The organism is Paenibacillus sp. FSL H8-0175 (genome assembly GCF_045040615.1).
Classification (GTDB): Bacteria; Bacillota; Bacilli; order Paenibacillales; family Paenibacillaceae; genus Paenibacillus_AQ; species Paenibacillus_AQ odorifer.
This window is the reverse complement of the sequence record NZ_CP150299.1, coordinates 667,267-679,904: the sequence shown is the minus strand read 5'-3', so window position 1 is coordinate 679,904 and position 12,638 is coordinate 667,267. Positions and strand designations below refer to the sequence as shown.

12 protein-coding genes are annotated in these 12,638 nt (G+C 44.5%); 1 reads left to right on the top strand and 11 read right to left on the bottom strand.

Annotation, left to right across the window (positions count from 1 at the left end; genetic code table 11):
- Positions 1-45 precede the first annotated feature (45 nt).
- Positions 46-612, top strand: coding sequence for an FAD-dependent oxidoreductase (locus MHH46_RS03010; protein ID WP_076193748.1), 567 nt, complete (start codon positions 46-48; stop codon positions 610-612).
- Between the two features lie 390 nt (positions 613-1,002).
- Here the strand turns inward: MHH46_RS03010 and galU are convergent, their stop codons facing one another.
- The 11 genes from galU to MHH46_RS02955 all read right to left on the bottom strand — a co-directional run bounded on the left by galU (position 1,003) and on the right by MHH46_RS02955 (position 12,536).
- Positions 1,003-1,923 carry a UTP--glucose-1-phosphate uridylyltransferase GalU gene (galU, locus tag MHH46_RS03005; RefSeq protein WP_175618992.1) on the bottom strand — a complete coding sequence of 307 codons (921 nt, stop codon included), beginning with the start codon at positions 1,921-1,923 and terminating at the stop codon, positions 1,003-1,005.
- Between the two features lie 18 nt (positions 1,924-1,941).
- On the bottom strand, positions 1,942-2,928 hold the full coding sequence (locus tag MHH46_RS03000) for a glycosyltransferase family 2 protein (RefSeq protein WP_076193744.1): 987 nt from the start codon (positions 2,926-2,928) through the stop codon (positions 1,942-1,944).
- A gap of 83 nt (positions 2,929-3,011) precedes the next feature.
- Positions 3,012-5,141, bottom strand: a complete 2,130-nt coding sequence (locus MHH46_RS02995; protein WP_076193742.1) for a glycosyltransferase family 39 protein — start codon at positions 5,139-5,141, stop codon at positions 3,012-3,014.
- Positions 5,142-5,347: 206 nt separating this feature from the next.
- Positions 5,348-5,893 carry a DUF1697 domain-containing protein gene (locus MHH46_RS02990; protein ID WP_076193740.1) on the bottom strand — a complete coding sequence of 182 codons (546 nt, stop codon included), beginning with the start codon at positions 5,891-5,893 and terminating at the stop codon, positions 5,348-5,350.
- Positions 5,894-5,921: 28 nt separating this feature from the next.
- Positions 5,922-6,740 (bottom strand): phosphotransferase family protein, encoded by an 819-nt coding sequence (locus MHH46_RS02985; RefSeq protein ID WP_076186267.1) that lies wholly within the window; start codon positions 6,738-6,740, stop codon positions 5,922-5,924.
- Between the two features lie 14 nt (positions 6,741-6,754).
- Positions 6,755-7,051 carry an antibiotic biosynthesis monooxygenase gene (locus MHH46_RS02980; RefSeq protein WP_036676767.1) on the bottom strand — a complete coding sequence of 99 codons (297 nt, stop codon included), beginning with the start codon at positions 7,049-7,051 and terminating at the stop codon, positions 6,755-6,757.
- Positions 7,052-7,072: 21 nt separating this feature from the next.
- Positions 7,073-7,696, bottom strand: coding sequence for a hypothetical protein (locus tag MHH46_RS02975; protein WP_076138393.1), 624 nt, complete (start codon positions 7,694-7,696; stop codon positions 7,073-7,075).
- Positions 7,697-7,719: 23 nt separating this feature from the next.
- Positions 7,720-8,238, bottom strand: a complete 519-nt coding sequence (locus tag MHH46_RS02970; protein ID WP_076124426.1) for a DJ-1/PfpI family protein — start codon at positions 8,236-8,238, stop codon at positions 7,720-7,722.
- Between the two features lie 240 nt (positions 8,239-8,478).
- Positions 8,479-9,591 carry an endospore germination permease gene (locus MHH46_RS02965; RefSeq protein ID WP_076193738.1) on the bottom strand — a complete coding sequence of 371 codons (1,113 nt, stop codon included), beginning with the start codon at positions 9,589-9,591 and terminating at the stop codon, positions 8,479-8,481.
- A 240-nt stretch (positions 9,592-9,831) separates the two neighbouring features.
- Positions 9,832-10,989, bottom strand: coding sequence for a Ger(x)C family spore germination protein (locus MHH46_RS02960; RefSeq protein ID WP_076193734.1), 1,158 nt, complete (start codon positions 10,987-10,989; stop codon positions 9,832-9,834).
- Complete coding sequence (locus MHH46_RS02955) at positions 10,986-12,536, bottom strand: spore germination protein (protein WP_139330151.1); 1,551 nt, start codon at positions 12,534-12,536, stop codon at positions 10,986-10,988. The genes MHH46_RS02960 and MHH46_RS02955 overlap by 4 nt, the downstream gene beginning before the upstream one ends.
- Positions 12,537-12,638 lie beyond the last annotated feature (102 nt).

The window sequence follows — 12,638 nt, the reverse complement described above, 5'->3', positions numbered from 1 at the left end:
CATTCTAAGGAGCATCGCTCCACAAAACTTTTAGGAGGTAAATACATGTACGAAATCGCCGTAATTGGCGCCGGTCCTGCCGGTGCAAGCGCAGCCCTGTTCGCCGCCAAGGCGGGCAAAAAAACGCTGCTGATCGACAACGATAAGGGCATGACCCGCAGAGGTTGGTTTGAGAACTTTTATGGAATTTCCGAAGTAGGTGGTCCTGAGCTGGTAGAAACCGGGCATAAGCAAGCCGTTAAATTTGGCGCTGAGCTGGTTTCCGAACAGGCTATCAACCTCACCTCCAGCGGCAATGGTTTTGTCATTGAAACTGAAGATGGAATTATCTATGAAGCAAAACATGTCATTCTTGCCACAGGCGCCCTTACAGATCTAGCTGTCAAAGCTGGTGTGGAGATTAAGGATGGTACAGAGCCAAGAATCAAAACTGTAGTAGCCGTTGATGCTGAAGGCAAAACGAATATCGCAGGCATTTGGGCAGCTGGTACTGTTGCTGGAGTAAGTGTACATGCCATTATTACCGCAGGCGATGGTGCGAAGGTAGCTATTAATGTAATTAGCGAGTTAAATGGTGCGCGTTACGTTGATCATGATGTGCTGAAAGCTTAATCTATACTCAAAACATAAATCCGGAGGATGATTCTTAGGAATCGGTCTTTCGGATTTTTTCGTCACCCAGGAGAAACAAGTTACGAAATTTAAAAATAACTGCACTTGATGCAGCTATTTCATACAATAACACCCACACGGCTGTTTTAAGTGTATTTTATGCAACTAAAAACAGGCTAACTGAGCATTCTAGCTAAAATGTAAAGATATAGATGTATCAAGTACAACTAAATCGATTTGCAGCTGTCCCCCCATACTTTTAATTGTATAAAGTACACTTATTTGCTCGTCCCTCACCGTCCTTTGAACACCACACGCAAAAAAACTGCTTCAAAACCTCATCCCACCGCCGAAGCCGATGTTATGATCGTTTGAAACAGTTCCTCTCCCTCAACTGTGTATACTCCAATGCAAGGAATCCACTTCTTCTTCTCTTCCCTTAAGACTAGCAGCCAGCTCCTGCAAATACGGAACCAATAATGGGCGCAAATCCTCCCGCATCAAACCTACCTCCAGCGTGGCTTTAATGTAACCAAATTTATCACCAATATCATAACGTTTGCCGATTAAATCCAGCGCCAGCAATCCTTCTTGCCGGCATACCTCGTGCAAAGCATCCGTCAGTTGATATTCACCGCCCGCTCCACGTTTGAGGTTAGCCAGCACTGAGAATATCGAAGGCTCCAAAATGTATCGCCCCATAATGGCGTATTCTGAAGGTGCTGTTTCAGGCGAGGGCTTCTCTACCAATCCTTTTACTTCATGAACTCCATTTAGTGAGCCGCTGGAGGCTATAATCCCATATTTGTTAACCTCCTGCCGTGGCACCTGCTGCACACCGACGATAGTCTGCTCCTCTTGCTCATACAATCTCATCATCTGCAGCAGCGCCGGGTCCTCCGAAACCATAATATCGTCACCAAGCAAAACAGCAAAAGGTTCATCACCGATAAATTGTTCCGCACAAAGGATGGCATGGCCTAGTCCCAGCGGCTCTTTTTGCCTAATGTAATGGATGCTCGCTAGCTCACTGATTAGCTCGACTTCACGAAGTAGATCCTCTTTCCCTTTTTCCAAAAGCGTCTGCTCCAGCTCCACCGATTTATCAAAATGATCTTCAATCGACTTCTTATTGCGGCCGGTCACGATGATAATACTTTCAATACCAGAGCGGACGGCTTCTTCTACGATATATTGAATCGCTGGTTTATCCACAATGGGCAGCATTTCTTTTGGCTGAGCCTTAGTGGCAGGCAGGAAACGAGTGCCTAAGCCCGCGGCGGGAATGACAGCTTTTCTAATCTTCATCATGAATCCCTCCCTTGCAGTTTATTTACGGAGATGGGTCACAGGGTGCTCACGAATGTTCTTTTGCTGCCCCTTACCTTCATAGAACTCTTGGACAATATAAAGCGGACGTCCCTTAGTTTCGTCATAAATCCGGCCGACATACTCACCTAGTATTCCTAGTATAATGAGTACAAATCCGTTGAAGGTCAGCGTAATTCCAATCATCGAAGCCCAACCCTTAACAACTGAGTCTGTAAAAATCACCAGGTACAAAACATACATAAGGTACAGAAAACCAGAAGCCGACAGCAGTGCGCCCAAATATCCTGCCAGCTTCAGCGGCTTATAGGAAAAGGAGGTGATTCCGTCTAAAGAGAGCTTGATCATACGTTTTAGTGGATATTTAGTTTCCCCCGCCAGACGTTCATCCCGTTCATATTCAATCGCCTTCTGACGGAAACCAACCCAACTGACCAGTCCGCGCACGAAACGGTTTTTCTCCGGTAGACGTTTGAGCTCTTCGCAGACCCTACGATCTATAAGCCGAAAATCACCCGTATCCACAGGGATAGAAATATCGGTTGAATAACGCAGAATTCTATAAAAGAGGCTGGCCGTCCACTTTTTGAATAGGGATTCACCGTTTCGCTTCACCCGCTTAGCATATACAACTTCATACCCCTTCTTCCATTCCGCAATCATGTCCAAGATCAGCTCAGGCGGGTCTTGCAAATCAGCATCAATAATGACAACTGCATCCCCAAGGGCATAGTCCATTCCGGCAGTAATAGCGATCTGATGTCCAAAGTTACGTGACAAATCGATCAGCTTCACACTCTCATCCCAGTAGCTATATTCCTCGATCATCTGGGCACAGTTGTCGGTGCTGCCGTCATTCACGAAGATCAGCTCATACACTTCCTCCGTCATTGCCATCACTTTTTTAATACGACGATACGTTTCCTGAATGACTGCCTCTTCATTAAACATCGGTATAATAATGGAATAGCGCACGTTGATACTCATGAGCAGCTCCTCCTTTTATTTAAATGCTGAAGCGTGCCTGTAAATGTATTAGCACGCTTCGTATCCTCAAACACTGAACTGAACTAGTTAACTGTAACTTTGTATAACGTTCCGCTGTTGCCAGCGTCATTTCCTGCCCAATCCGCTGCTGGAACCTCTGTACCATTGTCGGTAATCCAGGTAGAGAGCGTAGAGTTCCCTCCACGTCCCCCCCCCATACCGCCGCTGCTCAGCAGGAAGTATTTCACCTTTCCACTCTTTACTAACGCCTCTAGGGTATCTGTGGTATATACTGTGTCCGAATTGGAAAAACCGTTCAGAATAACAACCGATGCCCCCTTATCGACGATATAAGGAGCTGCTGTGCCATAATCCAATACGGCAAACAGATAAGGCTCCCCAGTATTATTTTCCTCCAGATAGGACAACAGACTCTCGTTCGCACTTGTGGCGCTATTACGTCCAAAGTTGCTAGAATTGCCGCCCATTCCTCCTCTGCCCTCACTGCTACCTGGTCCTGCTTCAGGGGTTTGACTGTTCAGGCCATAAGTAATTGGGGTAGCTGCCCAGTAGAGCGGGCCAATTAACAATACTAGTACAGCAACAATACTTGCCGAGAAAACAAATGGCTTCTGTTTGCCTTTAAGAACGACCAGCACCAGAGAAACAACTATACCGGCAGCCAGAATACCAATCGACCAGCCACTGCCAATCGTATCGTCATAAGGATGAATAATGTACCACTGAAAAGCTGCTGTAACCAGCGTTGCAACTGGCAATAGCCATGACAGCCAACCAGAGTGCTCGCGATACAGACTCCAGAGCTTTGACCAGCCTGCACCGACCAGCGCGGCTATCGGCGGAGCCATCATCACCAGATAATATTGATGGAAGAATCCCGCAATACTGAAGAATCCCATCACCGGCACCAGCCATGCTAACCAGAATAGAGCTTCTTTATGCCCTTGCGTAAAGTTCCTTCTCCGCAGATTAGCGAATAATCCAATACAACCAAACAATACAAAAGGCAGCAGCCAGCTTGCCTGACCTGACAGCTCTGATTGGAACAGGCGCAGTGGACCTGCGGTTCCAGTATTGAACATTCCTCCACCGCCGCCATTCATGCCGCCGCGTTGTCCTTGGCCCCCACCTTCACCACCAAATTGCCGGTTTTGATTATCTGTTCCACCGCCGGGTGGTTGCCCTGGAGAACCTCCATCATCGGTGCCATTTTGACTGTCTGAGGTTGAATTTATGCCTTGCCGACCCGAAAATGCTCCACGTCCGCTATCCGTACCATTTTCAGCATCTGCCCCGTTCATAGCGGGTCTTTCACCGTTCATAGCTGGCATCTCGCCATTCATGTTCGGCATCTCACCACCATTCATTGAAGGCATTCCACCTCCGCCACCACCTGTCCCCCGATCACCCGTCAATCGCGCGACACCATTATAACCAAAGGCAAGATTGAGCACGGAGTTAGTACCGCTGCTGCCGATATAAGGTCGTTTACTAGCGGGAATCGAATCCACTATCACTGCCCAGGATAACGAGACCACGAGTAATATAGCTGTCGAGGCCGCTAATACTCCAGTTTTTCGCTTCCAGTTCACTTTCGCAGCCAAGACATAAAAGAGATAAAAAGCCGGCAATACCATATAAGCCTGCAACATCTTTTCATTAAACCCAACACCGATTAAAGCGAATGCGGCAAGGAGACTGCCCAGCTTATTACTCTTCGTTCCTTTAAATAAAAACCAAACCGCCAACAGTAACGTGAATACTAACAAAGCATCAATGTTATTCGTCCGGCTAACAGCCGCCGCTACTGGAGTTGTTGCCATGGCCAGCGCTGCTAAACGAGCTGCTGCTTTACCAAAGGTAGGTTTTACCAGAAGGTATACGAGCAACACGGAGCCCACGCCCCCAAGCGCCTGAGGTAAAATTACACTCCAGCCATGCAGCCCGAAAATGAGTGCGCTAAGAGTCTGAATCCAAAAGGTGACCGGTGGTTTATCCACCGTGACTGAACCTGCAGAGTCGAGTGAAGCGAAGAAGAAATTATGAAAGTTTTGCAGCATACTTCCCACGGCAGTGGTGTAGTATGTATTCACATAGTGGTCATTCCAAACTCCATAACCGTACAAAAAAGCAGCGAGTATTAAAATGAGCCACAGTATAAGATCCGAGCTTATTTTTCTAGCAAAACTCATCTCCATTTCACTCCTATCCCTTGATCATTCTATATGCCGGCAGTTCTGTAACTCCGGCCCAAGCTTTCCGTAGGTGTATTATTTCATCCATACCTTAACTCTCAATGAGTGCAAGCTGAATGTTTGCTGAATAAATGAGGCTGCCGGAACGCAAAAAAGACCCCACAATGTGGAGCCTTTCGGTACCCTGTTCAATCCAAACTATGTTATTCCATCTTGCCTATGGCAACAAGCTTATTCACCGTGTTCCAGTTGCGTGCGGTAATGGGCATCCCGAGTATTTTGTCAAAAGGGACTTTAAAAAGCGATGATTGGCTCACACTGACCTCATATAATATATACATCTCTCTGCCGACAAAACGCACTTTATCCGGTCCATTCTCATAAGTGCACAGTTTATCCAATGCTTCCCCTGAAGGCTCGGCTGGTAAAAAAGTAACATACCATCTTTTGAATTCCTCTGGCTCGGACAGCTGAAAGGGATCGTTAGCGATCACATTCTCCATTTCTGCTAAAGTACGGATAATAACAGAGACCTCGAATCCAAAAACCTCACGAATCTGACGTTCAATGACTCCTCTAAGCAGGCTTACCGAACCTTCATCACTCTCAAAAACGACATTTCCACTCTGAATATACGTTCGTACATTTGCAAATCCAAGAGACTGAAACATCGCCTTCAGGTCCAACATTTTAATAATTTTGTTCCCGCCGACGTTAATTCCACGCAGCAGCGCTATATAGGTAGTCATAGAATACGCCTCCGTTTTTGTGCCATGATCAGCTTACCTCTGCGGCTAAGGTGTGTAGACGTTTACGAACTTCTTTTACCAGCAGCTCCTTCTCTGGAGGCGAAAGCCCCTCCACCAGACGTGCGGCAGCGATCGGCAAAATCCAGCGGTCTACGTCCTCATAAGTGTGTCCTGATAATCTGAGATACTCTTGAATGTATCCCTTAGTTAATCTTTTTCTTATAAAACCTAACATTAATTTGGAGAAGGCCGAAGCTCCCGGAGGCATAGCTCCCAAACTGAACATCACTACGGAACGCGCAGCATCTCCAGCAGGTTCTCCCACTACACCCGTCATCCAGTCGATCACCCAGAGCTGTTCATCCATAAGCACATTGTCGGGATGAAAATCCCCATGACATAAACGAGTGCCTTCCGGCAGCTTCTCCAGATACTTCAAAATGACGGATTTTTCCTCTTCGCTCAGCATAGGGGCAACCATGATCTGACTTTTCAGCATATCCTTTTGCTGGCCGATTTCCTCTGTAGTTTCAAGCTTATGTAAATCACAATGAAGCCCCGCCATCAGCCTGGCATATTGGGTAACTTTCCAAGGCTTCTCACCCATCACCTTTAGTAAAGAGGGACCCTGAATTTGTTGAAAAACGATACCTTGTCGATTCTGTTCAGAAATAAGCTCAAAAGGCTGGGGGGTCCGAACACCCCGCGCATGTACAAACTGGCTGATTTTATATTCCCGGCTGACGTGTTGCTCTGCTATATCCTCCCGATACAATTTAAGAATCCTCTGATCGTCATGCTGCCAGATCTCCGCTGTTCTGCCTTCCCCAACAAGCTTGGCCTTCATTCGGTATCCTCCATTTAGTCCAGATTAATGCGGGTAAAATGCTCAACTACCGGAAATGGGTCGTAGTAATGGTGAAGGAGTGCTTTCCATTCCTGATATTGGCTGGATTCTCTAAAACCAACAGTGTGGTCTTCAAGCGTTCTCCACTTCACCAGCAACAGATACTTATGATCATCCTCCAAGCAATGTTGTAATTCATGGCCCATATAACCTTCTATCGAGGAGATTAAGCTTGATGCCTCCTTGAAGCTTTGCTCAAATTCAGTAGTCAAACCAGGCTTCACTTGCAGCATCGCAGCTTCCAAAATCACACTCATCATCTCCTAAAGTTATTAATTTAAAGCATCCCGGAAAAATTCATGATAGAAATTAATGATGACCAGCAGTATTGCTAGTGACTCGTTGACACTGCCTACCTCCAGCGAATGATTGGCATCATCGATTCTATACACCTTCAAATGATTCAGCCCACTAATTTCACCCGAATGCTCTTCACCAAATAAGGGGTCACTGCCACCATAAATTACAGTCCCCCGACTCCGCTGAATCAGCGGCACCGCCTCAGGCAACGGGGTGATATATAGATGAGACGTCTTCTTCTGTATTTCTAGCTCTTCAGCTATTCTACCTGCAATAACAGCTCCCATGCTTTTACTTATAAAAAGAAACCTCTTATAATCCGGCAGAGAAGCAATCACGGCTTTACATTCCTCAATGATAATACTCATTTCTTCACGCTTGAAATCCACCCTAGCACTCTGGTAACCATATTCTAAAAGCAGAACATCACAATTATGCTCCCGGGCAGCTTTAGCCGCATAATCCAGCAGAGAGCGATCAGCTGAATAATTTTTACCCGGAAAAATAACAGCCAGCGCTTTGGAACCTTGGGTGATATATTTATGTTTAACCTCTCTACCCCAATAAGAGGACATAATGATATTGCTAACGTTCATACATGTTTCCCCTCTTCTACTCCTTAAACGGATTTAAAATGTTTAAAGAAATCTATCGTTTCTTGCAAATCTGCCTCATCTTTATAGATACTCATTACTCGCCCAATTTCAAGCGCAAAATCTACATATCCATTCGGCTTAGCGGTAATGATTGTTCCATCGACAACGACGTTAGATACGCCGGATTCATTGTCCACATAAACCTTACCATCCAGTACTCCGGCTGCCTTAAGAATGGATACCCCACCGCAAATGCCCGCGATGACTTTGCCTGCTCGATTCAGGCTTCTGATTAAATCTAATAGAGCCTCCTGCCCTATTAAATTATCTGTTTCCCCACCAGGGATAATCAATAAATCTATGGTGCTAACGTCCACATTTTCAACCAATACGGATGGATTAACAGAAAAACCCTCGCAGGAGATTAACGCCTTATCTTCCAAACCTAAGGTATAAACCTCACCCTTTGTTTTCATAAAATAAGCTGCCAATGTAACCTCAAACTGCACAAAGCTATCATATATAAGAATATATGTATTCAATGATGGATCAGCTCCCCTGTTCTCAAAAAAAGTAACCTCTATTCTATGTATCTATCATTATAGCATCATCGCCCTCTCCTGAAACTTACGGACTCAGAGGACGCTAATCAATAACAACTATGCGCTCCGCTAAGATTCCGAATGTGGGATTTCACCTAATTACTCGTAACAAAAAGGACACAAGCATCCCAACAGCCACCTTTTATGGCTCACGAGACACCTGTATCCTCCTATTTAGAGCTATTGCTGCGACTGCGGCGTTATCTGTTTATTTTTACCTCGGCTCACAACAATTTCAGCGCAAATCCATAATATCAACGGAATAATCACCTGGAAAGGAAAGGCGTATATTTTATAAATATGGTAAGAGAAATAGTACATTTCCATAATATCCTTGTACACAAAATCCGCAAAATAGATCATGAGTAGTCCCATCTGAAGCACAACGGAGCGGTAACTCTTGAGCTTGAATACTTTAGCTACTCCAATGCAAGATACGTAAAGGCATAAACTTCCTTTTATAAATGTTGTGATTACAAAAGCCACTGCCGATGACGCTTCAATTCGGGTCAAAAAATCTCCTACATTAATACGCCCTGCAGACACATAAGCCGGAAAATATAAACTAGACAAGACCTCAGGACCCAGCATCAATAGGTTCCGTAGTGTAGCCATAATAATAATTGCCCCAGCAATCGCTACGCCACCAAATAATACCTTCTTCGCTGAGCTCTTCTTCGATAAATTACCGAATACCCCCAGAAAGACTACAACCTCTGCAAATGGAAAAGAAAATGTGCCCAGCGTATCGTTAAATAATGGCTTCCAGCCTTTATCCAACAGCGGAAGTAGGTGATGATATTCCATTTTGGAAAAAGCTAAGGTGACAATGACTAGATTAACAAATATTGCGAACAGTAATAGAAGCTTAGAACTTCTCCCCAGCACTTCAATCCCAGCCTTAACTATCCATATACACAACAGTCCAAGACATGCCATAGGTGCTATCATTGGTGTTTCGGTTAAAGTAACGGATCTACTGAATTCTCCAAAAACCCTAAGAATTAGTGTCCCTAGATGAAAGGTATACCAAATATAGAGACAAGAAATGATTCGACCCAAGACGCCTCCAAACACGGTAATCAACATATCAAATAGATCCTTGCCTGGTAATAAGATGTGTAGTCTGGCATATATCAGCAGCAGTGGGACCACCAGTACCATGGCTAATAATACGGCGATCCAGTTACTGTTACCGGATTCTCCCGGCACACCCATAAATATTGAAGTCCCCATAATAAACAAGACAGCAATACTAATAGCATGCCCTGTTGATACGATCTCTTTGTTCATACTCTATTCTCCCTTTAGGCTTGTCACCTAAAATAGCATCTTAATCCAGTGTTCTAGGTATGGTGAAGGACTAGGGAGTGACCATCTCATTGCCAATGCAAAAGCAATACAGAATGATACCAGACATAGTGCGGAAGAAACATAAAAATCCCGCTTCATCCCCTGTTTCCATAGACCATAAAGATCACTCAAAACAATTACCGCATAGATAAATATGACCACAACAACCAATTTTATCACCTATTTTTGATGAATCTTGATAGACCTTGACGTTTGTGCACTGCTCTCGATAATCACCTTGGAATTCACTACTATCTCTACGTTGGAAAATTCCTTCCCCCAGTTTTTCTCGATTTTCTCCCAGGTCCGTGGCATTTTCTCATGAAGAAGCTCTCCAAATCCAAAAATATCTGCATGGTAATCCTTCTGAACCTTATGAATAACGGAGAGAATCTGCTCCTCCAGTTCTTTTTCAGCCCACCTTTCTATAGTCTTCTTGCTGTCCAGATTATTGAATTCCCCCGAAGATTTAACCTCGTCCAGTCCTGCGTGTGTCAGTGTATTAAGCTTTATTTGGAGCTTACCGTTTATCCATACAGGTTTTATTTTTGTACGATTGGATAAAATTTCGAGGGAAAAGGCAGGTTCTCCACTTTCATCCTTTACGATTAACACACCTCCCTCGATTTGATTGTTGGCAAACAACATGTATTTCGTTTCTTCGCCACTGATCATACCGATCATTTTATCCATCCTGAAAATAGCTGTTCCGCTAACTCGTGCATTCTTCGTCTTATTTTGTTCATGAACATAAATTAATGGAGCGATGGCATATTCACCAGAAGCCTCGAGCTTATCTATGAAGTCCCAAATTTCCACAACCGGCGCTGTACTTACATTTTTCTCAGTCCTCATCTGCTGTGCAAGTGCATAGGACATAATACTCTCAGTCGAACTGCTGAGACTTATGATTTCTTGAGCCGACTTCTCTTTAGCGACAAAAATATACACATCCGATCGGGTTTCCGTATCCCTGTTGTACCAATCTATTACTTTGGTGACTCCCTCCCTTGCAATCTCCTCACTAAGGATAATCGCCTTAGAATGGCTCCAAAATAACTTTTTTCCAGTGATCGAGATCATTCCCCTCACAATATCAAACATGGTCTCGCCCGCGAGCGTGATCATTTTGAAGCCAGCCTGACTTGATTTCATTCCTTCCTTCGTATCTACAATCTCTGTTGTCACCAATAACTGACCGTCTTTTTTCCCCTTATCAATCGCGACCCCGGCAACAATCGACATATCGTCAATTTCAAAGTAGTTCCAGCAGCCTGTATTGCAGATCAGAAGCATCATGGATGTAACAATCAGAAGTATCCTTTTCAGCTTGCTCATGGTCTTCTCCTTATTTTATTGGAACCTTTTCTCCTCATATTTCGTGCCCCAATTAACGCCGGACGCAGATACATATGCCACCACGGCGCCCTGATCGCTGTATCTTTAATGTCCTGAGGACGGATTGAGCCTACTCCAAGCATGTATGGAACCCCAAAACTACGCAGACTCATCAAATGAACTACTAAACCAAGCATTCCAAGAAAATAACCGTATATCCCTAGAAAAAAACTCGCACCCAGCAGCAATGTTCTTACGATAATTAAAGGACCGGTCAACCTAGGGTTAAGTAGCGTCATGATTCCTGTTAAACCGACTACAATAATCATTGGAGCACTAACTATTCTAGCCTCCACTGCTGCTTGTCCTAACACGAGAGCGCCTACGATACTGATAGCCTGTCCTATATAGGTAGGTATCCGCTCACCCGCCTCTCTTAATATTTCAAATATAGTTAACATGAATAACGCTTCTACTATTGTAGGAAAAGGGACTGCTACTCTTGCTGTAGAAATACTGAGCAACAACATGGTTGGGATCATTTCCTGGCTATAGGTAACTAAAGCTACGTAAAGAGCAGGTATACTGATCGACAAAAAAGCTCCAAAAACTCTCAACATTCGATTGAAGGAACCAAAATAAAAGTTAATGTAATAATCCGAGCTGGCTTGAAAATTCTCTACAAATACATAGGGGACAGTCATTGCAAACGGGCTGCCTTCAATGAGCACGGCAACTCTGCCCTCCATCATGTTACTGACTACAGCATCCGGGCGCTCTGTACTTCCTGTCATTTCAAAGGGCGAATAGGGCTCGTCTCTAATTAATTCCGCCAGAGATGCCGTATCTAGAATAAGATCTATGTCAATCTGTTCCATTCGATTCTGTAATTCTTTGAGAATAGCCGGTGATGCTAACCCCTCCATGTAACAGATACATATCGGTGTTTTGGACCGTGTTCCCAGTGAACTAAAAACAAATTTCAACTCGGAATCTTGTACCCTGCGCCGAATAAGAGTGAGATTTACTAACAGTGATTCCGTAAATCCCTCCCTTGGACCTTTGACACTTTTTTCGGTCACCGGTTCCGCAAGAGCTTTTGTCTCCCAACCCTGTGCACCAATGTTCAGAACACCGGCATAACCGTCCATCAACAGTAAGGTCTTGCCAGCTATAATCGCATAGATCATTTCATCAAAATTCTCAGAGGCAACCACATCGCTAATACTAATGACCTGCGTCCGGATGTTCTCCATCAGCTCGGCTTTATTGCCACAATCCTTTTCGGTAAAATCAAATGCCATGACGGGCTTGATAATCCCCTCTTGGATCATATGTTTGTCAACCATTCCGTCAACATAGACTAATCCAAAGCGAAGACTATCACTAAACATGTTGCTAAACACTCTGATTCTAAGCGTTCCATCGTTCTTGAATATGTCTCTAAACAAAGTCATCATTTCATCCAGTGACGTACTCAGAGTCTGCTCAGATTTTGTGTTTTTTTGAGACGTATTGCTGTTCCCACCTGCTGGCCGTTCCTCCACAGTAGTCACTCCTGTCAGAATTAGGTTTCCTAGAAATTATCCCCCGTCTCTCCAAATCCTATCCGCCAAAATTATACTGAAAAGGGATCAACAAGAAAGAAA

Coding starts and splice junctions, on each gene's coding strand:
- MHH46_RS02985 (WP_076186267.1), bottom strand. CDS start 6,740: ATGAAGGCCAAGCTTGTTGGGGAAGGCAGAACAGCGGAGATCTGGCAG.
- MHH46_RS03010 (WP_076193748.1), top strand. CDS start 46: ATGTACGAAATCGCCGTAATTGGCGCCGGTCCTGCCGGTGCAAGCGCA.
- MHH46_RS02965 (WP_076193738.1), bottom strand. CDS start 9,591: ATGAACAAAGAGATCGTATCAACAGGGCATGCTATTAGTATTGCTGTC.
- MHH46_RS02995 (WP_076193742.1), bottom strand. CDS start 5,141: ATGAGTTTTGCTAGAAAAATAAGCTCGGATCTTATACTGTGGCTCATT.
- MHH46_RS03000 (WP_076193744.1), bottom strand. CDS start 2,928: ATGAGTATCAACGTGCGCTATTCCATTATTATACCGATGTTTAATGAA.
- MHH46_RS02960 (WP_076193734.1), bottom strand. CDS start 10,989: ATGAGCAAGCTGAAAAGGATACTTCTGATTGTTACATCCATGATGCTT.
- MHH46_RS02975 (WP_076138393.1), bottom strand. CDS start 7,696: ATGAACGTTAGCAATATCATTATGTCCTCTTATTGGGGTAGAGAGGTT.
- MHH46_RS02990 (WP_076193740.1), bottom strand. CDS start 5,893: ATGACTACCTATATAGCGCTGCTGCGTGGAATTAACGTCGGCGGGAAC.
- galU (WP_175618992.1), bottom strand. CDS start 1,923: ATGATGAAGATTAGAAAAGCTGTCATTCCCGCCGCGGGCTTAGGCACT.